The organism is Brevundimonas phoenicis, assembly GCF_047237745.1.
Taxonomy (GTDB): Bacteria; Pseudomonadota; Alphaproteobacteria; order Caulobacterales; family Caulobacteraceae; genus Brevundimonas.
In genome coordinates, this window is sequence record NZ_JBDFLN010000002.1 from 1 (window position 1) to 24,795 (window position 24,795).

Annotated in this window: 29 protein-coding genes and 2 tRNA genes; 17 read left to right on the forward strand and 14 right to left on the reverse strand. The window is 60.6% G+C overall.

Annotated features, from left to right (window positions below; all coding sequences use genetic code 11):
- Positions 1-98: 98 nt before the first annotated feature.
- The 4 genes from ABC419_RS16595 to ABC419_RS16610 form a co-directional block, all read right to left on the reverse strand.
- Positions 99-659 carry a recombinase family protein gene (locus ABC419_RS16595; RefSeq protein WP_345880517.1) on the reverse strand — a complete coding sequence of 187 codons (561 nt, stop codon included), beginning with the start codon at positions 657-659 and terminating at the stop codon, positions 99-101.
- 96 nt (positions 660-755) lie between these two features.
- The gene (locus tag ABC419_RS16600; RefSeq protein ID WP_412878292.1) at positions 756-887 is read right to left on the reverse strand and encodes a hypothetical protein; all 132 of its coding nucleotides are present in this window, start codon (positions 885-887) and stop codon (positions 756-758) included.
- Positions 888-935: 48 nt separating this feature from the next.
- Entirely contained in the window at positions 936-1,253 is a 318-nt protein-coding gene (locus ABC419_RS16605) for a DMT family transporter (protein ID WP_412878030.1), read from the reverse strand.
- Complete coding sequence (locus ABC419_RS16610; protein WP_412878031.1) at positions 1,250-2,536, reverse strand: NAD(P)/FAD-dependent oxidoreductase; 1,287 nt, start codon at positions 2,534-2,536, stop codon at positions 1,250-1,252. The genes ABC419_RS16605 and ABC419_RS16610 overlap by 4 nt, the downstream gene beginning before the upstream one ends.
- A gap of 81 nt (positions 2,537-2,617) precedes the next feature.
- Between ABC419_RS16610 and ABC419_RS16615 the strand changes: the two genes are divergently transcribed.
- From ABC419_RS16615 to ABC419_RS16630, 4 genes are all read left to right on the forward strand, one after another.
- A complete protein-coding gene (locus tag ABC419_RS16615) occupies positions 2,618-3,157 on the forward strand; it encodes a TetR/AcrR family transcriptional regulator (protein ID WP_412878032.1) in 540 nt (179 codons plus the stop codon).
- 61 nt (positions 3,158-3,218) lie between these two features.
- On the forward strand, positions 3,219-3,530 hold the full coding sequence (locus tag ABC419_RS16620; RefSeq protein ID WP_412878033.1) for a hypothetical protein: 312 nt from the start codon (positions 3,219-3,221) through the stop codon (positions 3,528-3,530).
- 16 nt (positions 3,531-3,546) lie between these two features.
- On the forward strand, positions 3,547-4,110 hold the full coding sequence (locus tag ABC419_RS16625; protein WP_412878034.1) for a protein kinase family protein: 564 nt from the start codon (positions 3,547-3,549) through the stop codon (positions 4,108-4,110).
- 195 nt (positions 4,111-4,305) lie between these two features.
- Positions 4,306-5,115 (forward strand): hypothetical protein, encoded by an 810-nt coding sequence (locus ABC419_RS16630; protein ID WP_412878035.1) that lies wholly within the window; start codon positions 4,306-4,308, stop codon positions 5,113-5,115.
- Here the strand turns inward: ABC419_RS16630 and ABC419_RS16635 are convergent.
- Positions 5,069-6,910, reverse strand: coding sequence for a type IV secretory system conjugative DNA transfer family protein (locus tag ABC419_RS16635; RefSeq protein WP_412878036.1), 1,842 nt, complete (start codon positions 6,908-6,910; stop codon positions 5,069-5,071). The two genes, ABC419_RS16630 and ABC419_RS16635, sit on opposite strands and share 47 nt — an antisense overlap.
- A gap of 153 nt (positions 6,911-7,063) precedes the next feature.
- On the opposite strand from ABC419_RS16635, the gene ABC419_RS16640 reads away from it, so the two are divergent.
- The 4 genes from ABC419_RS16640 (at position 7,064) to ABC419_RS16655 (ending at position 10,090) form a co-directional block, all read left to right on the forward strand.
- Positions 7,064-7,136 (forward strand) — tRNA-OTHER (locus ABC419_RS16640).
- 478 nt (positions 7,137-7,614) lie between these two features.
- Positions 7,615-9,057, forward strand: a complete 1,443-nt coding sequence (locus tag ABC419_RS16645) for a MobA/MobL family protein (RefSeq protein ID WP_412878037.1) — start codon at positions 7,615-7,617, stop codon at positions 9,055-9,057.
- A gap of 66 nt (positions 9,058-9,123) precedes the next feature.
- Positions 9,124-9,789 (forward strand): nucleotide-binding protein, encoded by a 666-nt coding sequence (locus ABC419_RS16650; RefSeq protein ID WP_395488474.1) that lies wholly within the window; start codon positions 9,124-9,126, stop codon positions 9,787-9,789.
- Entirely contained in the window at positions 9,758-10,090 is a 333-nt protein-coding gene (locus tag ABC419_RS16655; protein ID WP_412878038.1) for a ribbon-helix-helix domain-containing protein, read from the forward strand. Before ABC419_RS16650 ends, ABC419_RS16655 begins: the two co-directional genes overlap by 32 nt.
- 67 nt (positions 10,091-10,157) lie before the next feature.
- On the opposite strand, the gene ABC419_RS16660 is transcribed toward ABC419_RS16655, so the two are convergent.
- A complete protein-coding gene (locus ABC419_RS16660; protein WP_412878039.1) occupies positions 10,158-11,216 on the reverse strand; it encodes a replication initiator protein A in 1,059 nt (352 codons plus the stop codon).
- Positions 11,217-11,865: 649 nt separating this feature from the next.
- On the opposite strand from ABC419_RS16660, the gene ABC419_RS16665 reads away from it, so the two are divergent.
- From ABC419_RS16665 to ABC419_RS16675, 3 genes are all read left to right on the forward strand, one after another.
- Entirely contained in the window at positions 11,866-12,204 is a 339-nt protein-coding gene (locus ABC419_RS16665; RefSeq protein ID WP_412878026.1) for a HigA family addiction module antitoxin, read from the forward strand.
- 9 nt (positions 12,205-12,213) lie between these two features.
- Positions 12,214-12,507 carry a polymer-forming cytoskeletal protein gene (locus ABC419_RS16670; protein WP_412878027.1) on the forward strand — a complete coding sequence of 98 codons (294 nt, stop codon included), beginning with the start codon at positions 12,214-12,216 and terminating at the stop codon, positions 12,505-12,507.
- A gap of 99 nt (positions 12,508-12,606) precedes the next feature.
- A complete protein-coding gene (locus tag ABC419_RS16675) occupies positions 12,607-13,227 on the forward strand; it encodes a hypothetical protein (RefSeq protein ID WP_412878028.1) in 621 nt (206 codons plus the stop codon).
- A 176-nt stretch (positions 13,228-13,403) separates the two neighbouring features.
- Here ABC419_RS16675 and ABC419_RS16680 read toward each other — a convergent pair whose 3' ends face one another.
- From ABC419_RS16680 to ABC419_RS16710, 7 genes are all read right to left on the reverse strand, one after another.
- Positions 13,404-13,898, reverse strand: coding sequence for a helix-turn-helix domain-containing protein (locus ABC419_RS16680; protein ID WP_345880523.1), 495 nt, complete (start codon positions 13,896-13,898; stop codon positions 13,404-13,406).
- 229 nt (positions 13,899-14,127) lie between these two features.
- A complete protein-coding gene (locus tag ABC419_RS16685) occupies positions 14,128-14,613 on the reverse strand; it encodes a DUF4411 family protein (protein WP_345880521.1) in 486 nt (161 codons plus the stop codon).
- The gene (locus ABC419_RS16690; RefSeq protein ID WP_345880519.1) at positions 14,613-15,809 is read right to left on the reverse strand and encodes an ImmA/IrrE family metallo-endopeptidase; all 1,197 of its coding nucleotides are present in this window, start codon (positions 15,807-15,809) and stop codon (positions 14,613-14,615) included. Before ABC419_RS16690 ends, ABC419_RS16685 begins: the two co-directional genes overlap by 1 nt.
- Entirely contained in the window at positions 15,806-16,366 is a 561-nt protein-coding gene (locus ABC419_RS16695) for a recombinase family protein (protein ID WP_345880517.1), read from the reverse strand. Before ABC419_RS16695 ends, ABC419_RS16690 begins: the two co-directional genes overlap by 4 nt.
- Positions 16,367-16,462: 96 nt before the next feature.
- On the reverse strand, positions 16,463-16,594 hold the full coding sequence (locus ABC419_RS16700; protein WP_412878292.1) for a hypothetical protein: 132 nt from the start codon (positions 16,592-16,594) through the stop codon (positions 16,463-16,465).
- A 48-nt stretch (positions 16,595-16,642) separates the two neighbouring features.
- Positions 16,643-16,960 carry a DMT family transporter gene (locus ABC419_RS16705; protein WP_412878030.1) on the reverse strand — a complete coding sequence of 106 codons (318 nt, stop codon included), beginning with the start codon at positions 16,958-16,960 and terminating at the stop codon, positions 16,643-16,645.
- Complete coding sequence (locus tag ABC419_RS16710; RefSeq protein ID WP_412878031.1) at positions 16,957-18,243, reverse strand: NAD(P)/FAD-dependent oxidoreductase; 1,287 nt, start codon at positions 18,241-18,243, stop codon at positions 16,957-16,959. Before ABC419_RS16710 ends, ABC419_RS16705 begins: the two co-directional genes overlap by 4 nt.
- 81 nt (positions 18,244-18,324) lie before the next feature.
- Here ABC419_RS16710 and ABC419_RS16715 point away from each other — a divergent pair, with 81 nt between their 5' ends.
- The 4 genes from ABC419_RS16715 to ABC419_RS16730 all read left to right on the forward strand — a co-directional run bounded on the left by ABC419_RS16715 (position 18,325) and on the right by ABC419_RS16730 (position 20,822).
- Entirely contained in the window at positions 18,325-18,864 is a 540-nt protein-coding gene (locus ABC419_RS16715; RefSeq protein ID WP_412878032.1) for a TetR/AcrR family transcriptional regulator, read from the forward strand.
- A gap of 61 nt (positions 18,865-18,925) precedes the next feature.
- Positions 18,926-19,237, forward strand: a complete 312-nt coding sequence (locus tag ABC419_RS16720; protein ID WP_412878033.1) for a hypothetical protein — start codon at positions 18,926-18,928, stop codon at positions 19,235-19,237.
- 16 nt (positions 19,238-19,253) lie between these two features.
- A complete protein-coding gene (locus ABC419_RS16725; protein WP_412878034.1) occupies positions 19,254-19,817 on the forward strand; it encodes a protein kinase family protein in 564 nt (187 codons plus the stop codon).
- Positions 19,818-20,012: 195 nt separating this feature from the next.
- On the forward strand, positions 20,013-20,822 hold the full coding sequence (locus ABC419_RS16730) for a hypothetical protein (RefSeq protein WP_412878035.1): 810 nt from the start codon (positions 20,013-20,015) through the stop codon (positions 20,820-20,822).
- Here the strand turns inward: ABC419_RS16730 and ABC419_RS16735 are convergent.
- Positions 20,776-22,617, reverse strand: a complete 1,842-nt coding sequence (locus ABC419_RS16735; RefSeq protein ID WP_412878036.1) for a type IV secretory system conjugative DNA transfer family protein — start codon at positions 22,615-22,617, stop codon at positions 20,776-20,778. The two genes, ABC419_RS16730 and ABC419_RS16735, sit on opposite strands and share 47 nt — an antisense overlap.
- 153 nt (positions 22,618-22,770) lie before the next feature.
- Between ABC419_RS16735 and ABC419_RS16740 the strand changes: the two genes are divergently transcribed.
- Both ABC419_RS16740 and ABC419_RS16745 read left to right on the forward strand, forming a co-directional pair.
- Positions 22,771-22,843: transfer RNA gene (locus ABC419_RS16740), tRNA-OTHER, on the forward strand.
- A gap of 478 nt (positions 22,844-23,321) precedes the next feature.
- On the forward strand, positions 23,322-24,764 hold the full coding sequence (locus ABC419_RS16745; RefSeq protein WP_412878037.1) for a MobA/MobL family protein: 1,443 nt from the start codon (positions 23,322-23,324) through the stop codon (positions 24,762-24,764).
- Positions 24,765-24,795 lie beyond the last annotated feature (31 nt).

The window sequence follows — 24,795 nt, forward strand, 5'->3', positions numbered from 1 at the left end:
GATATCGACTTTTGAGGCCGCGGCCGTCAGGTCGAAGCCGGCCGTCTCTCTCGCCCAGGTTAGAACAGCAGGATTGATTGTCGCTTTGATGCGCTTCGTCATGCCGGCGCACCTTCGGCGCGCAGCGCGCGATATAGCGTCGATCGGCCGACGTTGAGCGTGCGCGCCGTATCGGAGACGGACGCACCGCTGTCGATCAGCATGCGCGCATGCTCGACCTTTGAGGGGTTCAGACTTGGCGATCGACCCAGGTGCCGGCCGCGCGACCGCGCCGACGCCATGCCGGCCTTGGTCCGCTCGACGATCAGCGACCGCTCAAATTCGGCGAGCGCCCCCATCATGTGAAACACCAAGCGCCCCCCGGCCGTCGTCGTATCGATGTTTTCCGACAACGACACGAACTCGATACCGCGCTCGCCCAGGTCATGCACCAGATTGATGAGGTGCTGGACCGTTCGGCCGAGGCGATCGAGCTTCCAAACGACAAGCGTGTCGCCAGGCCCAAGCATATTGAGAGCTGCATCCAGGCCAGGGCGATATTTAGACGCCCCGCCGGCATGATCCTCAAACACGCGCGCGACCCCAGCCCGCTCGAGCGCATCGCGCTGCAGGCTTAGGTTTTGCTCCTCCGTGGAGACGCGGGCGTATCCGATTTTCACACTTGATTCTGACACACCCCTTTCGGGACGCGCAAGCATTTGTTTTTGCAGGACCGGTCGAGCCGTCCCGAAAGGGAGGCCTTTCGGGACTACAACCTATATTTTCCACTTCTCGAACAGGTGCACAGCGCCGGCCCCGAGCATCATCAAGACAGCCACAATCGCCATGACGATGGTCAGCAGCAGCGGAAAATGGCGGTAGAAGTGGCAGAAGGCGGCCCAACACAACAGAACCACTCCTGGCAGTAGCCAACTCAAAGCTTTCATTGCTGGCGCTTAGTGGCCGAATTTCAGCGTTATCACGCCGCCGATAATCAGCGCGATTCCAATAAAGCGCGTGATACTCGTAGGATCATTGTAGAACATCACGCCGACAAGGAACGTGCCCGCGGCACCGATGCCGGTCCAAACCGCATAAGCGGTGCCGATCGGGATGTGCTTCTGAGCGAGCCACAGCAGGAAGCCGCTCGCTGCCATGAAAGCGATCGCGACTAGGATGCCGGTGATCCGCGTCGCGGGAGCTTGAGCCATTTTCAGGCCTACAGGCCATCCAATTTCTAGCAGGCCGGCTGCTACAAGATAAATCCAGCTCATATTCTTTTTTCCTGTGCTGATAGGGTTTGAAAATTCGGGACTGACTTGCGTGTCAGCAGGCGCGCGATCCGGTCGCGCGTGAACCAAGCATACGACCAGGCGAGATAGACCGAGCTGCGGCTTCGGAAGTCGATCAGGAGCATCAAGTGCACGAGTGACCAGGTTAGCCACGCGACGAAGCCGCTGAGTTTGATCGATCCGAAATCTGCGATCGCTTTCGAGCGGCCGACCACAGCCATCATGCCCCAATTGCGATACTTGAAAGGACCAGGCAGCGGCGCGCCGGCCAGACGTGCGCGGATCAGCTTCGCGACGTAGCGGCCTTGTTGTTTCGCTACAGGCGCAAGCCCCGGCAGGGCCTTACCATCTGTGTCCTGATAGCTCGCGCCATCGCCAATTGCGAAGATCGTAGGTTGACCTGGCACGGAGCAATCCGGCTCGACGATGATCGAACCGTTCCGGGCCGCGGCCGCATTGATCCACGCTGCGGAGGGCCGCGCCTTAGTTCCGGCTGACCAAATGACGTTTGCTGCCGGGATAAACCGATCGCCGATCGTGACGCCGCGATCGTCGATATTGCTGACAGAAGCGGCGAGCTGGACCTCAACGCCAAGGTCGCCAAGCGCCTTGAGAGCTTGCTCGGATTGTCGTGGCTCAAAGGCTGCGAGAATCCGCGGCCCCGCCTCGACTAGGATGATCCTAATTTCGTCGAGCTTGATGTACCGGTAATCGGCGACGAGCGACGTGCGCCCCAGCTCTGCAATTGCGCCGGCCATTTCGACACCAGTCGGACCGCCGCCCACAACGACACACGTCAGCAGGCGGGCACGCTCCGCGGGATCAGGCTCCTTCTCCGCTTGCTCAAAGGCCGCAAGCAACCGCTCGCGAATGGAGAGCGCATCCTCCATCGTCTTGACGACGGCAGCATGCTCGGCCCATCGGTCATTTCCGAAGAAGCTGTAATCGGCACCGGTTGCCAAAATCAGGTAATCGAACGGCAGCTCGCCGCTCTCGCTGGTTTTGACCTTCTGTGCAGCGGTGTCGATCGCCTGCACCTCGTCCATGAGCACGCGCACGTTATCGCGTGGTGCGAAAAGGCTGCGGGTTGCGGCGGCTATATCAGATGGGTTCAGGGCAGCAGTCGCGACCTGGTACAGCAATGGCTGAAACAGGTGATGATTGGTGCGGTCGATGAGCGTCACATCGACGGGAGCACCGACAAGCCCCTTCGCAGCCGCTAGGCCTCCAAAGCCCGCCCCAACAATGACCACACGTTTTTGCATCGTAACCCTCGCGGAATCGCCTTGATCGCGACCTCCTATCCGTTATAGTACGATCGTATCTAAACCAAGGCAAGGGAAATCATGGCACGGCCACGGACTGTCGATCGGGATCAGCTTTTAGACGTTGCGGAGGCCGTCATGTCGGCCGAGGGCACCGCCGGGTTGACCTTTGGCGGTGTCGCCAAAGTCGCGGGCATATCGAAAGCGACGGTTCAGTCTGTTTTCAAAACTCGCGAAGCGATGATCGAGGCCATGCTTCAACGCTGGATCGCAAAGGAGCAGCTTCGGTTCGAGGCTGTGGCCGGACAGAACCCGGTTCGCTCGCAGCGCGTCAGTGCACATATCAGAACGACAGCGGAAGAAACGGCCGACGCCCATCGTCGCGTTGCGAACCTGTTTGCCGCACTTACCGGTGCTGGCGATGACAACAAGATCATGTTGAGCTGGTACGCTGCGCGCTTCGGGGACCTCGCCGCAACTACAGACGCGGAGCGCAGGGAGCGGATTGCGCTTCTCGCAACCGAGGGCGCGTTCTTCCTGAGGTATTTCGCCGGATTCAAGATGAGCGACGAGCGGTGGAGAGACATTTTCAATGACCTCCAATCTTTCGCGGCAGATTGATTTTTCACCCGCTTAAGGCAGCCTCTTAAAGCCAATCGCTCCGTGATGCAGGATGCTAGCCATGTTCGGAAAACCGCGTCGCGTATACACGCACAAACTGACATGGGACGAAGGGATTGAGGCCCTTCGGCGCTTAGAGGCTGGTCAGTCAGTCGAGAAGGTCGCGCGTCGCTTCCGCCGAGAGCCGGAGTTTATCGCGGCGATGCTGGCTTATCGAAAGCAGCACGATTTCAGCATCACCGGTCCCTATATCGACCGCATACCTTGTTCGCGAGCGCGCGCCGCAGCGGCCGAGGCGCGGCAATTGCGCTATCTCGGGCCGCGGCTGATTAACACGATACGCTACTGGATATGGGAGCTGCGGCGGCAGTGACGGGCAGGGAAAGCGCATGGATTGGTTTCACAAGATGCCGGAGGAACGGCGCAATGTCAGTGCCGAGGCGCTTGAGGAAGCAGACCTTGCCTATGCTCGATGGGCGGCCATGCTTGGCCGCAGCCATCATCCCGACGCGGTAGAGGCCCAGGCGGTCAAGGATCGCGAAGCTTATAGCCACTACATCGTTTTTGCCGAGCAGGACGGCGAAACCATCAAGCTCGAGCCGTGGTGCAATCTCATCCGGTTCATGGTTGAGGTGTGCGGCATACCGCTCGAGGTGGCTGAATATTACGTCATCTGCTACCTTCACGCGCCGCCTTATCTGACGAGCGGCACGCTTGTCGAAGTCGTGGAAGATGCAAAGCCCGAGGAGATGGTCGCCGAGCTGCGACAACAGATCAAGAGCGCCCTCGATGTTATGTATGAGGCACGGCTTTACGCGATGGCGGCGAAGGGCACGCTTTACGCAAAATTCTGGAACGATGTCGTGCGTCTAATCCGCACGATACGGTTCACTCCCCTCGACACGAAGGTCGAGGCGTGGAGTGAGAATCCATCTTCACAATCGATCGATTAAGCATCATCTTTCCATGCACAGCGCCCACCAGACCGCTGTTTGATATTGGCGCTCACCATACCGCCATGGAGCCGAGGCGTTGCCATCGGCAGAGAGATCGATCCGCTCTGCGGGCCGATCGGACGGAGCAAGAAATGACCGACAACCCCATCCCTGGGGCGACGGCATGTCGCCCCGAACCGAAAGGCTTATGCAATGGCGACGAATCTTCGCGAGGCTCCCCCTCTCCCTGAAATGCCCGAGTTCGAGAACGTGCGGCCTATGCCCCAACAAGGGCGCGGTCCTGTTCCCATGCAAGGCGGCTATGGTGGGGGCGGTGTCGCTCAAATTTCGATGGGCCGGCAGCTTCGCCGGCTTATGGGCATGCTGGCAGGTGGAGGCCTAGCCCTCGCCGCTTTTCTGATTTTTTGGCAGTCTGTCGCAGCCCCAGGAAAAGGGCCGTTCGAGCTGCTCGCTTATGCCGAGGCCAAGTTCGAGACGGGTGTCTTCAACGGAAAGATGGGCGTTGCGCCTGACGGCGTACAGATGACCGAGGCAGAGTACCGTGAGAAGCTTGCCGAGGCCGAGCGCAATGGCGCGGCCAAGGCGGAATATGCCCTGCAAGAGAAGATAGCGCGGCTACAGGCCGACCAGCAGCGGATCGTGGGGGCGTATCAGGCGCTCTATCAGCGCGCCAACATGATCGCCCAGGCAGGGCTTGGTATGGAGGCGCAGCTCCAGGCCGCCAAGACCCAGGCCGTGGCGGGCGCGTCGGCAGGCAATCAGATCATCGCCACCTATGGCGACATTTTTTGCGCTCTTGGTGCTGGCGATGGTGCTTGCGCCGCTGCCGACCAGGCACGCGAGAAGATTAAGTCAGACCTTGAGAATACGCGCACTGGCGAGGTGGGACAGCGTATCAACGCGCTCATGGCCGAGGTGCCTGATCCCGCGCAGCTCGTCGCTAACTCTGACTTGGCTACGAACGGCGCGCCTGCTCTCCCGTCGAGCGGTATCGGCCAGTAAACTGATCGTCGTTCATGTAGGGCGTCCGTCGCAATGCGACGGGCGCCTTGCCGCCTCTAAAGATGATCTGCAGGCCCGTATCGCGATCAAAGAAGCGGGCGATTTCATCGAGCGACATGAGCGCGGCCAGGTGGATCGCTTCGCTCGAGCTTTCCGTCTCGCTCGTGCCCGATGAGCTACCGTCACCCCGTTGCGTGCTCGTGCCGCCCGTTATGCCGTCCTGCTTAGAAAAGTTTTGTGAGTGCGATACCTCGCTCGCGCCGACGCGGGCGATATAGGCACCCAGGCTCGCCCCACCGTCACGCGTCGCAATGCGCTGCAGATCAGCCATCGCCGATCGGCCTTCTGCCGTTCCCGACGATAGCGACCAGCCCTCACTGACTGTCTGACCTTGGCTTTTCGTGCGGCCTGTTGTCGTCGCCATCGATCGGCCGATCGTCTCCCGGCCGACCTCAATTTGCCCCATACGCTTCGACACCCATTCGAGTGTCGTCAGGTCGGTATTACCGAAAAATTGGAGCACGCCGGCGTTGCCGACGAATGTCTCCCAACTTTCCTTGTAGTGCCGCTTAATCTGGCCGAGATCCTGCAGGATCGGCCACAGCTTCACGCCATAACCCGCCATCAATCCGGCCGCCTTTTCGATCACCTCGAGGCGGCCGAGTGCGGCAAATTCGTCCAGGATGAAAAGGACCGGCCGACCTGTGGACGGCGCGAGGCCAAGAGCTTCCATCCGGTAGAGCGTCAGGTTGAGGACCAGGCGTAGGAACCGGGCATGCGTCGGAAGGAAGCGGGCGGGAAGGCAGACATAGAGCGACAGCCCGGCCGCGTCGGTTTTCAAGCGATCGATATTGAGGCCCTTCCCCGACACGCAGGCGCGCATGCGGGGAGAATCCAGAAACTTCGTATTGCGCCGAGCGGTCGAGAGGATGCTTCCCCGCTCGTTGTCACCCATTTCCCGTATCGAGTTGGCGGCCCCGGCGATTACGTCGCGTACCGCTTCATTCTCGGCCGTGTTGTTCGCCATGACAGACCAGAGCGCGGCAAAGGGGGAAACGTCTTTCACCTCGGCCGCCGCGATCGCTGCTTCCGCATCGGCGTCGGTTTCCGACTTGCCCTTAGCGATCGCTTTGGCATGAGCCTCGATTGACGCGCGATCGCGACCCATTTCCGTGAACCGTTCGGCCGCCTCTACATCGCCGAGCGTCAGGAGCTGCCGAACGCGAACTAGGGAGCGATCCTTCTCGTAGCGGTTCGCCGCGACGTGAAGGATCACCGCCTCGATGGTCTGGCGCGCCGATTCCGTCCAATGAACGTCATTGCCGGAATCGCTCCCAACCGTGAGAGCGTCGCCGATCGCCGCAACGACGTCGATCGCATCATCGGCCGCGACGTCGATCAGCTCGAGCGGGTTGAAACGGGTTCGCAGAGCCGCGGGCACATCGGCCTCGCCGAAAGGATCGAGCACAACGACGGCATGCCCTGCCCGCTTCGATCGCGTCTCGGCTGTCAGGCCCGCGTTTTCGCCCTTAGGGTCGATAACGACGCAGCTCCCAGGCCAGAGGCAGAGGTTCGGAACGATCGCCGAGGTGCCCTTGCCAGCCCGAGAGCCGGCGATCGTCAGCATGTGGCGATTGTCGTCGTTCCCGATCGCTGCGCCATCATCACGCCGACCAAGCCAGATCATTCCCTCACACCATAGGGGCGCATCGGTCGACCAGGCCGCCGTTGCGAGCTTGGCCGACTTCTCCGGGGCAGCATCATGGCCGCGCGGAAAGTCGTTCGTCAGAGACACAGCAGCGATCCTATCGCCCATCCCGCAAACGACAACGGGGCGACCAATCGGCCACCCCGCCCCACGTTCGCAACTGTATTGTGATCATAACACGGTAGCCCGCCCTGGTGGAAGGCCGGCCTTGACCGCCTTCGAGCTGTGCCTGCTGACGATGTGCCGGTAGCTCAATGGACAGAGCACCACGTCTCGCAACTGGGTGATACGGGTTCGATTCCCGTCCGGCATGCTGATCGCTACCGGCTGAAGAACATCGTCGCACAGCTCTCAGTTTACGGTGCAAGGCGTTCGGCCTGCTTATTGGTCCCACACCTATCGGTGTCCCGCCCTGGATAGAGAAGGCGGCTGAGGCGTTGTGCCAAAGTTGCCAGCTTGGGGGCTGTGGTGATATTATGAAAAGAGGAGGGCGCACTTTTGGGTTGCTTTGCAACCCGTGTGCGTCGGGCGTTGCCCGAGTGGGCCGTCTCGGCGTCCCACACCCTCCCGACCAGGCGGGTTGAAACCCCCTGGACCCCCATAGCCGGGGCCGTGTCAGCGGTCCCGGTGCCACCCGGAGGTGGCGCGATCAGGACCGGCCGGCCAGCCGCCAGATCGCAAAATCTCCGAGGTGAGCGCAGTCGAGAAGCGTGCGCGCGCGCCAACCGATTGCGGATGAGAACACGTGCTTTTGTGTTGAGTTCGCGATCGGTTTGGAGGCCCCCGCTGCTGTGGCGATTTACAGTTGCAACATCGCTTCGATCGGCAAGTCCACCCACGCCGGGGGGACCGCAGGGGCGCACCTCGCCTACATCGGCCGCCCCACGGCCGAGCCTGTCATCCTTTGTGAACACATGCCCGAAAAGCCACTTGAGGCCCGCCAGTGGATGGACCGGCAGGAGGGCGACGATCGCAAAAATGCACGCCTCGGAGATAAGATCAGGCTCGCCCTTCCGCGGGAGCTGAACCCCGATCAGCGCGCCGAGTTGGTCCGCGACTTCATGGGCCAGCTCACTCAAGGCCGCGTGCCCTGGTATGCCGGCATCCATCAGACGGGCGAGGATCGGCACAACCCACACGCGCACGTGTTCGTGCGCGATCGCGATATCGACAGCAAGAAGCGGGTGCTTAGGCTTTCGGACAGCTCCCGCGACCGCGAGAAGGCTGGCCTCGAGCCGAAGGCTGTCGAGTGGGTTCGTGAACGATGGGAAACCGTCTGCAACAGCCACCTTGAGCGGGCGGGCCATGAGGCCCGCATCGATCGCCGCACGCTCGAGGCTCAAGGGATCGAGCGCACGGCCACGATCCATATCGGCCCACGCGCGCAGCACATCGAGAACAATGTGCAGCGTCCGGTTTCTAAGGTGAAGAAGGACGGCCGCGGCCGCGAGATCGATTACCCAATGATCGACGCGGGCCGCACCAGGCTCGAGCGTCATGCCGAGATCATCGACATGAATCTCGAACGCAACGTGCGATCGCCCGACATGGTGACGCGCACCTGGGCGAAATGGGAGAAGGAACAGCGCGGCAAGGATCGGGTGCTCGAGCGCGAGCTATCCGTCGACGGCCGTCGACGCACGCTCGAGCGCCGGCGGTTGATCGGCCAGTATCGCGGCCGCTTTGGCGAGCTGCGCGACCAGGAGAAGGCAGAGCAGAAAACGGCCGCGGCGATCACGCGCGAGGCCTATGCCCCTGCCCGCGCTCGACTGCGTGATCGCCAGCAGCAGGAACGACGCGACCTCGCCAAGAAGGAATCCCAGGTCTTTCGCCGGATCGCCGTCATGCTGGATTTCACCGGCACGTTGAAGAAACGCCGCGACGAGGCACGGAAAGCCCTTTCCCGCGTCCATAAGGGCGAGCGGCAGGATTTCGCCCGCAACTACAAAGCAGATCGCAAGATGCAGCAGGAGGCCGTGAAAGCGGACTATGCGGCCGCTCGCCAAGATATCGTGCAGGAACGCGATCAACGTCTCGCCAGCATGAAGGAGCGGCACAAGGAGGCCGAGAGCCAAGCCGACAATCGCCGGCAGGATCGCGAAGCCGATCGCGAGCGCGATCGTGGGCAAATGACCGACGCACTTCGCGCCTTTAACAAGGACGCCAGCATCGGCCGCAGCGCCGATCGCGCCGCGGCAAATGATCGCGGCCGTGGCGGTCCCTCTCCCGCTTGACCTGAATCGGCATCCATGATCCTATAGGTCTATAAGTGTATACACCTATAGACCTATAGGACTCCCATGAAGGTATTAGCAGTTCTTTCCCAGAAAGGCGGCGTTGGTAAGACCACCCTCGCCACCTGTCTCGCGGTAGCCGCCGAACAGGCCGGCGAGCGCGTCGCCATCATCGATATCGATCCCCAGGCGACGGCCTCCTTTTGGAAGGACGTTCGGAACCAGGAAACGCCGGCCGTAATCTCGGTTCAGCCAATCCGGCTTGGCGCGATGATTAAGGCCTGTGCCGACGCCGGCACCGACCTCGTTATCATCGACGGCGCGGCTGTCGCGCGGGACGTGACTTTCGAGGCGACGAAGCACTCGGATTTCGTGATCGTGCCGACAAAGACGGCCGTGTTCGACACCATGAGCATGACGCATACGCTCGATGTGGTACGCGAGCAGAAGAAGCCATTTGCCGTGGTGCTGACCTTTGTCCCACCCCAGGGCCAGGAAACCCGCGACGCTATCGCGGCGATCGAGGAGCTAGGCGCGGCTGTCTGTCCTGTGACGATCGGAAACAGGAAGGCCTTTTTTCGCGCCCAAGGTTCCGGCCAGGCCGTGCAGGAATTTGAACCCAACGGCGCTGCAGCCGATGAAATTCAAAAGCTATACACCTATACGCGTATAGCCCTATACAAAGACGAGAAGGTGAAGAATGGCCGGAAACTCTCTGCAAGCAATGCTTGATCGGGCCAAGGCGGCCCCGGCCGCCGAGCCTGAAACCCCTACGCAGCCGAAGCCCCGCAAGGCTATCGCCGTGAAAGCGGCCGCCAATGCCGGCGAGACGACCAGGAGCGGAAAGGCGAAGGCTGCACCGAAGCCGAGCAGGGCGTCGACCAAGCTGATCGGAGGGCATTTCGCGCCGGAGTATTCGACGCAGCTCCGCATCATTGCGGCCGAGGAAGATACAACCCTGCAGAACCTTCTAACCGAAGCCCTTAACGACCTTTTCGTGAAAAAGGGCAAAGCGCGCCTTGCGGGTGTATAGGGTTATAAGTGTATACACCATTTATCGTGTTATCACCCACCAGCAATCGTGCTTTCACCCATGAAGATCAGCGCATCGGGTTCCGCTTAGCTCTTTGCTTGCAGAAGCCGATGAAGGCCGCGTCCGCACTCTTGAGCGGCTTGCAGCCGCTTTCGTGCCAGAAGGCCATGAAATCGCTTTCAAGCGCATAGATATCATATCCAGGGGCGAAGCGCCGGCCACCTTCACGGCCTCTGTCGGTAATCCGTGGCCGCTCAGCATCATTCGCTGCCTCCAAGGCCTTACGCCTAGGGGAGAACGTCACCTGATCCTTGGCATCGTCGAACGTCAAAGCGTAGTCAGGAAAATGGCTATGCTGAGCATCTTGAGCGGCGATCGTTTTCAGGAGGCGCTTAAATTCCTTCGCAGTCGACTGCGATCCGCACTTCTTTTGGATCGTGTCGAGGCCGAATGTCACCGGCTTACCCGGCCAGCCGCAATGTTTGCGGGCTATTTCATACAGCCGCCGCTCGAGAGGCTTCCTAAGCCGGAAATAACGGCGATTGAGCGTCAGAACTTCGTTCGCCTTGATCGCATTAAAGACCCAATCGGAGAGCTTCACTTCCACGTCGATCATGCGGCCGTCGAAACTCTCGCGGATGATCGAGGCGCGATCGACCAGGCTGAACACGTCCCACTGTGTTTCACCGCCCGTAGTGATGTTGGTTTCTATCTGTGTGCCCTGCAGGCGTTTGAACGCTGCCTTGAGCTGTTCATAGCCGCGGCCGTCCGTGCCACGATTGGTGGCAACAAGGAGATCGTAGGCCTTGAACCTTACAACCTGGCTGACCTTCTTGCCTTGATTGAGCGCGCCCATAATCTGGCTAATGCAGTAGATCAGAACATCACGATCATGGACTGTAGCCAGCCCATTGCCGGAAGGCGTCACGCGCAAGATCGCATCGCCGTGCTCATAAGCCCGCTTGTTAAAATCGGGTTTGGTCGCGACGCTGAAAATGGGGTGCTCCATCGAAGCCATGTCGCCCTTGGGAGCTGCATCGAAGATATCGCAGACGAAAAAATCCTGCTGCGGATAGCGATCCGGCAGGAGAGGGGAGCGATCATCTTGATTCGTGTTTTCACCCACCAGGAGAGGCTATCGTGCTTTCACCCACCGGTGCAAATCCATTCGTGTTATCACCCACCAGCATGTGGATAACTACGGCTCATCCCATCGTGTTATCACCCACCAATCATCGTGTTATCACCCACCGTTTATCGTGTTATCACCCACCGGCGTTCGTTCTAAGCGTTTGATATAAATACGAGAAATGCTAGTTTTTTCGGGCGTAACACAGATTCTAACACTATATAACACATAGAGAAAATTCGTGTATAGGTGTATACACCTTTCTCGCGTTGCACCCATATTGAAGCGATGGAAGCCCTTATGGCTTCGGGTTGGTCAATCCAGGCCGCGGACTCTTTCGCTGAAATCGGCGGGCCGCCGAAGGCGGCATAAATGGAATCGGCCGAAGGCCGATGCTTTCTTTTCCCGACTACGCCACCAGCATATCAACGTGCTCGCTCTGGCAAGTCCCCTCGCTTCGGTCGCTTCGCTCCCTGCCAGCTCGGCCCCTTCGGGGTTACAGGACTTGCCTGCCGCTGTGCGCGTCGATCCGCAGGAGCTAGGTCGGGACGAAGGAATGGTCCAATTTGTTCTAATCGAACAAAGGAATGGGGGTAAGTGTAGCGCGTAACTTTACGCCGAACCGACTTCCTGCTAAGCAAATCCTATGTCTGATCCAGGCACTACCCTCGATGATGGTGATCTAGTCCATCCAGGCGCACATATTCGTGCGGCCATTATTGACCCCCGCGGGCTGACTGTGAGCGAGGCCGCAAAGGCGCTTGGCGTGACCAGACCGACCCTTTCAAACCTCCTCAATGGAAATGCAGCCCTTTCGCCTGAAATGGCCATCCGGCTTGAGAAGGCTTTCGGGGTAAGCATGGAGGAGCTGGTTCACATGCAATGTCGCTACGACATCGCTCAGGCCCGAGCGCGGGCAGGGGAGATCAACGTCGCACCCTATGCCGGCAAGCCAAAGGCGACCGAGCAGGGGAATTTACTGTAGGAGGATGCCTTGCAAATCATAAGAGATAAGATCGAAGGCCCCTTCATTATCGATCGCAATATGCGCGTGAACGGGATGATTACAGTCGAGGCGACCGTTGAGGCTGGTAGCACGCTCTACTTGCACGGCATGGTGACAGGCGACCTGATCGTGAAGCCAGGCGCGACGGCGATCGTGCACGGCATGGTCAACGGCACAGTGCGGAACGAAGGCGGCCAGGTTGAAATCTATGGCAAAGCCGATCGCGTTGCCGACACCTGCAGCACGAGAACGCATATCGACCCGAAAGCAGCTATCGGCTGATAATCGGCCGATGTTGCCATAATGTTCTAGCACTGCTCGCCAGCTTGGGCTAAGGGTCGACCACACTATCTTGGTATAGGTGGCTAAGACATGCCCAGAATGTTGAAGGAAGGCAGGCCGCTCCGGCAATCCGAGCACATCAACCGGCGCGTCACACAATCGGTCTTCCGGGCATTCGATTATGCGCTCGAGATCGGGTCGCCGCTCAACCTCTACATTGTCATTAACCTGCATGAGACGATGAAGGTATCAGCTGCAGCCATCTTCGAGGCGATCCGCCACAAATACCGCGATTGGCTCAACTATCGGACCAAGAAGCGAAGCCTCGGCATCGTGCCTCCAATGTACATCTACGCGATGGAGAACCCGAGCGGCACGCACCCACACGTCAATTGGGCCTTGCATGTCCCCGACGACCTACGTGCCGAGTTTGAGGCGAAGCTCCCCCGGTGGATCGAGAAAGCGCAGGGCAAATGCGGCCCATCAGATTGCGTTGTGCAGGGCGTGCGCGAGGACACGCACAAGCAGCTCGCCAAATACATCGTGAAGGGCACCGATCCGGGCTTCGTCGACCATTTCTACCTGCAGAAGGTCTATGCTCCCCAGGGCCAGGTATGGGGCAAGCGGGCTGGCGTAAGCCCCTCTCTAGGGGCCACTGTGCGGAAGGTAGTAAACTTCCGGCCGCGGCGATCGCCAAGCCAATGGCGAAATGCTGCCTAGCGCAGGGATGACGCCGAGCACTTGCTCCGCTACATAGAAAAGGCGGCCCGCGATCACTCGCGAGCCGCCCCGGACGGTTCAAGCCTCGGAAACCTCTCCCCGTTCATGCTGCTACATGGACGGGGCTGTTGCCCGATGTACGAGGCGCAGGAGCGGGTGAGGCCCGCCCCTGGAACCTACGCCTTGCGGCGATGCTGTGGCAGGGCGACGTTTTTGCGCCGCTTCTGGTTCTCCTGCTTCATCTCGGTGAACTCCGGCTCAAGCGCCTGCAGTTTCTTTACCAGGCCCGAGAGATCGTATTCGTTGCTCGTCTTGCCGCGGCCAGGGCGCGTGCGTTCGACACGCTGCACCAGGCCGGCGCTTTCCAGCTCGGCAATCTGCCGCTGAATTTGACGCTCGCTCATACCCATGCGCTCAGCAAGGAGCTGCTTCTTGGGCCATGGACGATGCGCCGCATCCCACCAAATATCGGCCAGGTGCATGATGATGTTGAACTGCACCGGGTTGATACCCAGCCGGGCCTGCGCCTGCATCAGGAGCGAAGGCACGATGCAAAAGCCCAGGTCCATGACCGGCTTGCCGTACTTCTTCTCCGACGCCTTGCGCGTGTCAGCCTTGGGCTTGATCGGCACGACCTTGGTCGGCGTGATGGGCGTGATCGTTTTCGTCATTTCGCGTTTCCTCGATGGACGCTATATCCGTCGGAAGTGCGCTACTTTCAATGGTTGCCGTGTGGACGTGAGCGTCCGATCGCGCATGGACATGGAAGTCCGATCGGGACCAGTCACCAGTGTCCTATGAAGCAGGACGCCGGGTAATCTGCACTCTGGCGTAATGGCATACGAACATAGCATGTAGAGCGGAGCGGACGCCGATGACCTGTCGGTTTCCGTCTTGCGATCAGAAGCTCCAATCCTCTTCCTCGATCAGCGTCAGCAGATCGATGTGGCGCACGCCCTCCCGATCACAAACGAACGGGATGCGAGGCTTATCGGCCGTGCCGCCAGCCTCTTGCGTCACGACCACAAGGCGGGGATTGCCGGCCAATGCCTGGGCGATCACGAAAGGATCACCGCCTGACTTTCCTTTGCCGGTGTCCACCAGCTTCGGATAGGTCTGCATGATGCGGACGACCTCGCCCTGCACGTCGTCATCAATTTCGAGGAACATGGATTCCTTGCGGACCTTGGCCCACTCGAAAATCTCATCATCCTTCTTTTTCAGCTCGTGATAGACCTCGATCGTCGCGACCAGGCGGCCATCGTCAATGAGTTGATCGAAGGCGTTCCAGAGGCCGCTGAACCGCTTCGGAGGATAGGCGCGCCGCCACGCATGCACTAGCGAGCTGGTGTCGATACAGTAGATCGGCGGGCCAGCAGCGGGCATCAGCGATAGCCTAGTTGCTGTTCAATGCCGGGAACGTGGCGAACCTTCACGCCTAAATATCCTGACACGTCCGAGAGGCTGATCCGATCGAGGTGATAATTCTCGATCACCCGACGCACGAAAGGCTTGCCGTAATCGGCCACCGTTTCGCGTGGCATGTTCCGCGGGATCGGTTTGCCCTCATTTTTCTCCCGCTCGCGTTGCCGCTGTTGCTGAAACTCGACCGCATATTGAGCGCGCTTGCGCCTGTAGAATGCGTCCGTCGTTCGGCCGAGCGTCAGCAGCCGACGCACGATCGCTTCGCGAGATACCCCGTAGGTGAGCGATAGCGATTGCACAGTCGCATCGTCCCACTCGTGCCGGCCATTACCCTTTGCAGCGATCGACGCCTCCTTGAGGAACAGATCGCGCGGCATCAGGGCCGCAGCGGCAACCTGGTTGCAGAACACTTCGATCTTTTCGTCATCAGCGGGGCGAGGGCCTTCGATATCCAGATCGGAGACGCCGCTTTGCCGGAGCATCAGATGCGCGAGTTCATGGAACATCGAGAAGGTGCGCCGCGCATAGGCATCCTTCCGATTGATGACCATGAACGGCAACACATCAGACCAAAAGGCGAAGCCAGAGGCCTCCTCGCTTGCAATGCGGGAGGCCTGGAAGACGAGCACGCCCAGCTCCTCAATCTTCGCGCGCCATGCCAGGAAAGCGACGCGCGGATCGCGCCAATGTGATTGCAGATCATAGTCGACGCCGAGCGCGTCGCGGAGCGCGACCGCAGCCGTTTCCGGGTTGGTGGCGATCGTCGTCTCGACTTTGAAAGAGGCAGGAACCTCGTCACCATCCTCGAACAGCTCGAGAGCCAATTCGCGCCGTTGCTGTGCGAGCCGGATTTCGAGCGTCAGCTCCGGCGAGAAACTACGCAGGCCCAGATCGGGCAAGCGCCGGAAATCGTGCATTGCCTGGAATGAGGTGGTTGGCGGTTCCGGCAGATACAGCACCGCGAGCGGCCGCTTATAGGCTTCGGCCAGTTTACGGAGCTGGGGGATAGAAGGTTGATCGTCGCCGGTTTCCCAAGCAGCGAGCTTTTCCTCGTCGATATCGACTTTTGAGGCCGCGGCCGTCAGGTCGAAGCCGGCCGTCTCTCTCGCCCAGGTTAGAACAGCAGGATTGATTGTCGCTTTGATGCGCTTCGTCATGCCGGCGCACCTTCGGCGCGCAGCGCGCGATATAGCGTCGATCGGCCGACGTTGAGCGTGCGCGCCGTATCGGAGACGGACGCACCGCTGTCGATCAGCATGCGCGCATGCTCGACCTTTGAGGGGTTCAGACTTGGCGATCGACCCAGGTGCCGGCCGCGCGACCGCGCCGACGCCATGCCGGCCTTGGTCCGCTCGACGATCAGCGACCGCTCAAATTCGGCGAGCGCCCCCATCATGTGAAACACCAAGCGCCCCCCGGCCGTCGTCGTATCGATGTTTTCCGACAACGACACGAACTCGATACCGCGCTCGCCCAGGTCATGCACCAGATTGATGAGGTGCTGGACCGTTCGGCCGAGGCGATCGAGCTTCCAAACGACAAGCGTGTCGCCAGGCCCAAGCATATTGAGAGCTGCATCCAGGCCAGGGCGATATTTAGACGCCCCGCCGGCATGATCCTCAAACACGCGCGCGACCCCAGCCCGCTCGAGCGCATCGCGCTGCAGGCTTAGGTTTTGCTCCTCCGTGGAGACGCGGGCGTATCCGATTTTCACACTTGATTCTGACACACCCCTTTCGGGACGCGCAAGCATTTGTTTTTGCAGGACCGGTCGAGCCGTCCCGAAAGGGAGGCCTTTCGGGACTACAACCTATATTTTCCACTTCTCGAACAGGTGCACAGCGCCGGCCCCGAGCATCATCAAGACAGCCACAATCGCCATGACGATGGTCAGCAGCAGCGGAAAATGGCGGTAGAAGTGGCAGAAGGCGGCCCAACACAACAGAACCACTCCTGGCAGTAGCCAACTCAAAGCTTTCATTGCTGGCGCTTAGTGGCCGAATTTCAGCGTTATCACGCCGCCGATAATCAGCGCGATTCCAATAAAGCGCGTGATACTCGTAGGATCATTGTAGAACATCACGCCGACAAGGAACGTGCCCGCGGCACCGATGCCGGTCCAAACCGCATAAGCGGTGCCGATCGGGATGTGCTTCTGAGCGAGCCACAGCAGGAAGCCGCTCGCTGCCATGAAAGCGATCGCGACTAGGATGCCGGTGATCCGCGTCGCGGGAGCTTGAGCCATTTTCAGGCCTACAGGCCATCCAATTTCTAGCAGGCCGGCTGCTACAAGATAAATCCAGCTCATATTCTTTTTTCCTGTGCTGATAGGGTTTGAAAATTCGGGACTGACTTGCGTGTCAGCAGGCGCGCGATCCGGTCGCGCGTGAACCAAGCATACGACCAGGCGAGATAGACCGAGCTGCGGCTTCGGAAGTCGATCAGGAGCATCAAGTGCACGAGTGACCAGGTTAGCCACGCGACGAAGCCGCTGAGTTTGATCGATCCGAAATCTGCGATCGCTTTCGAGCGGCCGACCACAGCCATCATGCCCCAATTGCGATACTTGAAAGGACCAGGCAGCGGCGCGCCGGCCAGACGTGCGCGGATCAGCTTCGCGACGTAGCGGCCTTGTTGTTTCGCTACAGGCGCAAGCCCCGGCAGGGCCTTACCATCTGTGTCCTGATAGCTCGCGCCATCGCCAATTGCGAAGATCGTAGGTTGACCTGGCACGGAGCAATCCGGCTCGACGATGATCGAACCGTTCCGGGCCGCGGCCGCATTGATCCACGCTGCGGAGGGCCGCGCCTTAGTTCCGGCTGACCAAATGACGTTTGCTGCCGGGATAAACCGATCGCCGATCGTGACGCCGCGATCGTCGATATTGCTGACAGAAGCGGCGAGCTGGACCTCAACGCCAAGGTCGCCAAGCGCCTTGAGAGCTTGCTCGGATTGTCGTGGCTCAAAGGCTGCGAGAATCCGCGGCCCCGCCTCGACTAGGATGATCCTAATTTCGTCGAGCTTGATGTACCGGTAATCGGCGACGAGCGACGTGCGCCCCAGCTCTGCAATTGCGCCGGCCATTTCGACACCAGTCGGACCGCCGCCCACAACGACACACGTCAGCAGGCGGGCACGCTCCGCGGGATCAGGCTCCTTCTCCGCTTGCTCAAAGGCCGCAAGCAACCGCTCGCGAATGGAGAGCGCATCCTCCATCGTCTTGACGACGGCAGCATGCTCGGCCCATCGGTCATTTCCGAAGAAGCTGTAATCGGCACCGGTTGCCAAAATCAGGTAATCGAACGGCAGCTCGCCGCTCTCGCTGGTTTTGACCTTCTGTGCAGCGGTGTCGATCGCCTGCACCTCGTCCATGAGCACGCGCACGTTATCGCGTGGTGCGAAAAGGCTGCGGGTTGCGGCGGCTATATCAGATGGGTTCAGGGCAGCAGTCGCGACCTGGTACAGCAATGGCTGAAACAGGTGATGATTGGTGCGGTCGATGAGCGTCACATCGACGGGAGCACCGACAAGCCCCTTCGCAGCCGCTAGGCCTCCAAAGCCCGCCCCAACAATGACCACACGTTTTTGCATCGTAACCCTCGCGGAATCGCCTTGATCGCGACCTCCTATCCGTTATAGTACGATCGTATCTAAACCAAGGCAAGGGAAATCATGGCACGGCCACGGACTGTCGATCGGGATCAGCTTTTAGACGTTGCGGAGGCCGTCATGTCGGCCGAGGGCACCGCCGGGTTGACCTTTGGCGGTGTCGCCAAAGTCGCGGGCATATCGAAAGCGACGGTTCAGTCTGTTTTCAAAACTCGCGAAGCGATGATCGAGGCCATGCTTCAACGCTGGATCGCAAAGGAGCAGCTTCGGTTCGAGGCTGTGGCCGGACAGAACCCGGTTCGCTCGCAGCGCGTCAGTGCACATATCAGAACGACAGCGGAAGAAACGGCCGACGCCCATCGTCGCGTTGCGAACCTGTTTGCCGCACTTACCGGTGCTGGCGATGACAACAAGATCATGTTGAGCTGGTACGCTGCGCGCTTCGGGGACCTCGCCGCAACTACAGACGCGGAGCGCAGGGAGCGGATTGCGCTTCTCGCAACCGAGGGCGCGTTCTTCCTGAGGTATTTCGCCGGATTCAAGATGAGCGACGAGCGGTGGAGAGACATTTTCAATGACCTCCAATCTTTCGCGGCAGATTGATTTTTCACCCGCTTAAGGCAGCCTCTTAAAGCCAATCGCTCCGTGATGCAGGATGCTAGCCATGTTCGGAAAACCGCGTCGCGTATACACGCACAAACTGACATGGGACGAAGGGATTGAGGCCCTTCGGCGCTTAGAGGCTGGTCAGTCAGTCGAGAAGGTCGCGCGTCGCTTCCGCCGAGAGCCGGAGTTTATCGCGGCGATGCTGGCTTATCGAAAGCAGCACGATTTCAGCATCACCGGTCCCTATATCGACCGCATACCTTGTTCGCGAGCGCGCGCCGCAGCGGCCGAGGCGCGGCAATTGCGCTATCTCGGGCCGCGGCTGATTAACACGATACGCTACTGGATATGGGAGCTGCGGCGGCAGTGACGGGCAGGGAAAGCGCATGGATTGGTTTCACAAGATGCCGGAGGAACGGCGCAATGTCAGTGCCGAGGCGCTTGAGGAAGCAGACCTTGCCTATGCTCGATGGGCGGCCATGCTTGGCCGCAGCCATCATCCCGACGCGGTAGAGGCCCAGGCGGTCAAGGATCGCGAAGCTTATAGCCACTACATCGTTTTTGCCGAGCAGGACGGCGAAACCATCAAGCTCGAGCCGTGGTGCAATCTCATCCGGTTCATGGTTGAGGTGTGCGGCATACCGCTCGAGGTGGCTGAATATTACGTCATCTGCTACCTTCACGCGCCGCCTTATCTGACGAGCGGCACGCTTGTCGAAGTCGTGGAAGATGCAAAGCCCGAGGAGATGGTCGCCGAGCTGCGACAACAGATCAAGAGCGCCCTCGATGTTATGTATGAGGCACGGCTTTACGCGATGGCGGCGAAGGGCACGCTTTACGCAAAATTCTGGAACGATGTCGTGCGTCTAATCCGCACGATACGGTTCACTCCCCTCGACACGAAGGTCGAGGCGTGGAGTGAGAATCCATCTTCACAATCGATCGATTAAGCATCATCTTTCCATGCACAGCGCCCACCAGACCGCTGTTTGATATTGGCGCTCACCATACCGCCATGGAGCCGAGGCGTTGCCATCGGCAGAGAGATCGATCCGCTCTGCGGGCCGATCGGACGGAGCAAGAAATGACCGACAACCCCATCCCTGGGGCGACGGCATGTCGCCCCGAACCGAAAGGCTTATGCAATGGCGACGAATCTTCGCGAGGCTCCCCCTCTCCCTGAAATGCCCGAGTTCGAGAACGTGCGGCCTATGCCCCAACAAGGGCGCGGTCCTGTTCCCATGCAAGGCGGCTATGGTGGGGGCGGTGTCGCTCAAATTTCGATGGGCCGGCAGCTTCGCCGGCTTATGGGCATGCTGGCAGGTGGAGGCCTAGCCCTCGCCGCTTTTCTGATTTTTTGGCAGTCTGTCGCAGCCCCAGGAAAAGGGCCGTTCGAGCTGCTCGCTTATGCCGAGGCCAAGTTCGAGACGGGTGTCTTCAACGGAAAGATGGGCGTTGCGCCTGACGGCGTACAGATGACCGAGGCAGAGTACCGTGAGAAGCTTGCCGAGGCCGAGCGCAATGGCGCGGCCAAGGCGGAATATGCCCTGCAAGAGAAGATAGCGCGGCTACAGGCCGACCAGCAGCGGATCGTGGGGGCGTATCAGGCGCTCTATCAGCGCGCCAACATGATCGCCCAGGCAGGGCTTGGTATGGAGGCGCAGCTCCAGGCCGCCAAGACCCAGGCCGTGGCGGGCGCGTCGGCAGGCAATCAGATCATCGCCACCTATGGCGACATTTTTTGCGCTCTTGGTGCTGGCGATGGTGCTTGCGCCGCTGCCGACCAGGCACGCGAGAAGATTAAGTCAGACCTTGAGAATACGCGCACTGGCGAGGTGGGACAGCGTATCAACGCGCTCATGGCCGAGGTGCCTGATCCCGCGCAGCTCGTCGCTAACTCTGACTTGGCTACGAACGGCGCGCCTGCTCTCCCGTCGAGCGGTATCGGCCAGTAAACTGATCGTCGTTCATGTAGGGCGTCCGTCGCAATGCGACGGGCGCCTTGCCGCCTCTAAAGATGATCTGCAGGCCCGTATCGCGATCAAAGAAGCGGGCGATTTCATCGAGCGACATGAGCGCGGCCAGGTGGATCGCTTCGCTCGAGCTTTCCGTCTCGCTCGTGCCCGATGAGCTACCGTCACCCCGTTGCGTGCTCGTGCCGCCCGTTATGCCGTCCTGCTTAGAAAAGTTTTGTGAGTGCGATACCTCGCTCGCGCCGACGCGGGCGATATAGGCACCCAGGCTCGCCCCACCGTCACGCGTCGCAATGCGCTGCAGATCAGCCATCGCCGATCGGCCTTCTGCCGTTCCCGACGATAGCGACCAGCCCTCACTGACTGTCTGACCTTGGCTTTTCGTGCGGCCTGTTGTCGTCGCCATCGATCGGCCGATCGTCTCCCGGCCGACCTCAATTTGCCCCATACGCTTCGACACCCATTCGAGTGTCGTCAGGTCGGTATTACCGAAAAATTGGAGCACGCCGGCGTTGCCGACGAATGTCTCCCAACTTTCCTTGTAGTGCCGCTTAATCTGGCCGAGATCCTGCAGGATCGGCCACAGCTTCACGCCATAACCCGCCATCAATCCGGCCGCCTTTTCGATCACCTCGAGGCGGCCGAGTGCGGCAAATTCGTCCAGGATGAAAAGGACCGGCCGACCTGTGGACGGCGCGAGGCCAAGAGCTTCCATCCGGTAGAGCGTCAGGTTGAGGACCAGGCGTAGGAACCGGGCATGCGTCGGAAGGAAGCGGGCGGGAAGGCAGACATAGAGCGACAGCCCGGCCGCGTCGGTTTTCAAGCGATCGATATTGAGGCCCTTCCCCGACACGCAGGCGCGCATGCGGGGAGAATCCAGAAACTTCGTATTGCGCCGAGCGGTCGAGAGGATGCTTCCCCGCTCGTTGTCACCCATTTCCCGTATCGAGTTGGCGGCCCCGGCGATTACGTCGCGTACCGCTTCATTCTCGGCCGTGTTGTTCGCCATGACAGACCAGAGCGCGGCAAAGGGGGAAACGTCTTTCACCTCGGCCGCCGCGATCGCTGCTTCCGCATCGGCGTCGGTTTCCGACTTGCCCTTAGCGATCGCTTTGGCATGAGCCTCGATTGACGCGCGATCGCGACCCATTTCCGTGAACCGTTCGGCCGCCTCTACATCGCCGAGCGTCAGGAGCTGCCGAACGCGAACTAGGGAGCGATCCTTCTCGTAGCGGTTCGCCGCGACGTGAAGGATCACCGCCTCGATGGTCTGGCGCGCCGATTCCGTCCAATGAACGTCATTGCCGGAATCGCTCCCAACCGTGAGAGCGTCGCCGATCGCCGCAACGACGTCGATCGCATCATCGGCCGCGACGTCGATCAGCTCGAGCGGGTTGAAACGGGTTCGCAGAGCCGCGGGCACATCGGCCTCGCCGAAAGGATCGAGCACAACGACGGCATGCCCTGCCCGCTTCGATCGCGTCTCGGCTGTCAGGCCCGCGTTTTCGCCCTTAGGGTCGATAACGACGCAGCTCCCAGGCCAGAGGCAGAGGTTCGGAACGATCGCCGAGGTGCCCTTGCCAGCCCGAGAGCCGGCGATCGTCAGCATGTGGCGATTGTCGTCGTTCCCGATCGCTGCGCCATCATCACGCCGACCAAGCCAGATCATTCCCTCACACCATAGGGGCGCATCGGTCGACCAGGCCGCCGTTGCGAGCTTGGCCGACTTCTCCGGGGCAGCATCATGGCCGCGCGGAAAGTCGTTCGTCAGAGACACAGCAGCGATCCTATCGCCCATCCCGCAAACGACAACGGGGCGACCAATCGGCCACCCCGCCCCACGTTCGCAACTGTATTGTGATCATAACACGGTAGCCCGCCCTGGTGGAAGGCCGGCCTTGACCGCCTTCGAGCTGTGCCTGCTGACGATGTGCCGGTAGCTCAATGGACAGAGCACCACGTCTCGCAACTGGGTGATACGGGTTCGATTCCCGTCCGGCATGCTGATCGCTACCGGCTGAAGAACATCGTCGCACAGCTCTCAGTTTACGGTGCAAGGCGTTCGGCCTGCTTATTGGTCCCACACCTATCGGTGTCCCGCCCTGGATAGAGAAGGCGGCTGAGGCGTTGTGCCAAAGTTGCCAGCTTGGGGGCTGTGGTGATATTATGAAAAGAGGAGGGCGCACTTTTGGGTTGCTTTGCAACCCGTGTGCGTCGGGCGTTGCCCGAGTGGGCCGTCTCGGCGTCCCACACCCTCCCGACCAGGCGGGTTGAAACCCCCTGGACCCCCATAGCCGGGGCCGTGTCAGCGGTCCCGGTGCCACCCGGAGGTGGCGCGATCAGGACCGGCCGGCCAGCCGCCAGATCGCAAAATCTCCGAGGTGAGCGCAGTCGAGAAGCGTGCGCGCGCGCCAACCGATTGCGGATGAGAACACGTGCTTTTGTGTTGAGTTCGCGATCGGTTTGGAGGCCCCCGCTGCTGTGGCGATTTACAGTTGCAACATCGCTTCGATCGGCAAGTCCACCCACGCCGGGGGGACCGCAGGGGCGCACCTCGCCTACATCGGCCGCCCCACGGCCGAGCCTGTCATCCTTTGTGAACACATGCCCGAAAAGCCACTTGAGGCCCGCCAGTGGATGGACCGGCAGGAGGGCGACGATCGCAAAAATGCACGCCTCGGAGATAAGATCAGGCTCGCCCTTCCGCGGGAGCTGAACCCCGATCAGCGCGCCGAGTTGGTCCGCGACTTCATGGGCCAGCTCACTCAAGGCCGCGTGCCCTGGTATGCCGGCATCCATCAGACGGGCGAGGATCGGCACAACCCACACGCGCACGTGTTCGTGCGCGATCGCGATATCGACAGCAAGAAGCGGGTGCTTAGGCTTTCGGACAGCTCCCGCGACCGCGAGAAGGCTGGCCTCGAGCCGAAGGCTGTCGAGTGGGTTCGTGAACGATGGGAAACCGTCTGCAACAGCCACCTTGAGCGGGCGGGCCATGAGGCCCGCATCGATCGCCGCACGCTCGAGGCTCAAGGGATCGAGCGCACGGCCACGATCCATATCGGCCCACGCGCGCAGCACATCGAGAACAATGTGCAGCGTCCGGTTTCTAAGGTGAAGAAGGACGGCCGCGGCCGCGAGATCGATTACCCAATGATCGACGCGGGCCGCACCAGGCTCGAGCGTCATGCCGAGATCATCGACATGAATCTCGAACGCAACGTGCGATCGCCCGACATGGTGACGCGCACCTGGGCGAAATGGGAGAAGGAACAGCGCGGCAAGGATCGGGTGCTCGAGCGCGAGCTATCCGTCGACGGCCGTCGACGCACGCTCGAGCGCCGGCGGTTGATCGGCCAGTATCGCGGCCGCTTTGGCGAGCTGCGCGACCAGGAGAAGGCAGAGCAGAAAACGGCCGCGGCGATCACGCGCGAGGCCTATGCCCCTGCCCGCGCTCGACTGCGTGATCGCCAGCAGCAGGAACGACGCGACCTCGCCAAGAAGGAATCCCAGGTCTTTCGCCGGATCGCCGTCATGCTGGATTTCACCGGCACGTTGAAGAAACGCCGCGACGAGGCACGGAAAGCCCTTTCCCGCGTCCATAAGGGCGAGCGGCAGGATTTCGCCCGCAACTACAAAGCAGATCGCAAGATGCAGCAGGAGGCCGTGAAAGCGGACTATGCGGCCGCTCGCCAAGATATCGTGCAGGAACGCGATCAACGTCTCGCCAGCATGAAGGAGCGGCACAAGGAGGCCGAGAGCCAAGCCGACAATCGCCGGCAGGATCGCGAAGCCGATCGCGAGCGCGATCGTGGGCAAATGACCGACGCACTTCGCGCCTTTAACAAGGACGCCAGCATCGGCCGCAGCGCCGATCGCGCCGCGGCAAATGATCGCGGCCGTGGCGGTCCCTCTCCCGCTTGACCTGAATCGGCATCCATGATCCTATAGGTCT

Excerpts from the sequence above, each read along its gene's own strand:
- ABC419_RS16605 (WP_412878030.1), bottom strand. The coding sequence starts at position 1,253 with ATGAGCTGGATTTATCTTGTAGCAGCCGGCCTGCTAGAAATTGGATGG.
- ABC419_RS16730 (WP_412878035.1), top strand. The coding sequence starts at position 20,013 with ATGGCGACGAATCTTCGCGAGGCTCCCCCTCTCCCTGAAATGCCCGAG.
- ABC419_RS16690 (WP_345880519.1), bottom strand. The coding sequence starts at position 15,809 with ATGACGAAGCGCATCAAAGCGACAATCAATCCTGCTGTTCTAACCTGG.
- ABC419_RS16610 (WP_412878031.1), bottom strand. The coding sequence starts at position 2,536 with ATGCAAAAACGTGTGGTCATTGTTGGGGCGGGCTTTGGAGGCCTAGCG.
- ABC419_RS16710 (WP_412878031.1), bottom strand. The coding sequence starts at position 18,243 with ATGCAAAAACGTGTGGTCATTGTTGGGGCGGGCTTTGGAGGCCTAGCG.
- ABC419_RS16665 (WP_412878026.1), top strand. The coding sequence starts at position 11,866 with ATGTCTGATCCAGGCACTACCCTCGATGATGGTGATCTAGTCCATCCA.
- ABC419_RS16725 (WP_412878034.1), top strand. The coding sequence starts at position 19,254 with ATGGATTGGTTTCACAAGATGCCGGAGGAACGGCGCAATGTCAGTGCC.
- ABC419_RS16615 (WP_412878032.1), top strand. The coding sequence starts at position 2,618 with ATGGCACGGCCACGGACTGTCGATCGGGATCAGCTTTTAGACGTTGCG.
- ABC419_RS16715 (WP_412878032.1), top strand. The coding sequence starts at position 18,325 with ATGGCACGGCCACGGACTGTCGATCGGGATCAGCTTTTAGACGTTGCG.
- ABC419_RS16655 (WP_412878038.1), top strand. The coding sequence starts at position 9,758 with ATGGCCGGAAACTCTCTGCAAGCAATGCTTGATCGGGCCAAGGCGGCC.
- ABC419_RS16625 (WP_412878034.1), top strand. The coding sequence starts at position 3,547 with ATGGATTGGTTTCACAAGATGCCGGAGGAACGGCGCAATGTCAGTGCC.
- ABC419_RS16650 (WP_395488474.1), top strand. The coding sequence starts at position 9,124 with ATGAAGGTATTAGCAGTTCTTTCCCAGAAAGGCGGCGTTGGTAAGACC.
- ABC419_RS16705 (WP_412878030.1), bottom strand. The coding sequence starts at position 16,960 with ATGAGCTGGATTTATCTTGTAGCAGCCGGCCTGCTAGAAATTGGATGG.
- ABC419_RS16630 (WP_412878035.1), top strand. The coding sequence starts at position 4,306 with ATGGCGACGAATCTTCGCGAGGCTCCCCCTCTCCCTGAAATGCCCGAG.
- ABC419_RS16720 (WP_412878033.1), top strand. The coding sequence starts at position 18,926 with ATGTTCGGAAAACCGCGTCGCGTATACACGCACAAACTGACATGGGAC.
- ABC419_RS16675 (WP_412878028.1), top strand. The coding sequence starts at position 12,607 with ATGTTGAAGGAAGGCAGGCCGCTCCGGCAATCCGAGCACATCAACCGG.
- ABC419_RS16680 (WP_345880523.1), bottom strand. The coding sequence starts at position 13,898 with ATGACGAAAACGATCACGCCCATCACGCCGACCAAGGTCGTGCCGATC.
- ABC419_RS16620 (WP_412878033.1), top strand. The coding sequence starts at position 3,219 with ATGTTCGGAAAACCGCGTCGCGTATACACGCACAAACTGACATGGGAC.
- ABC419_RS16685 (WP_345880521.1), bottom strand. The coding sequence starts at position 14,613 with ATGCCCGCTGCTGGCCCGCCGATCTACTGTATCGACACCAGCTCGCTA.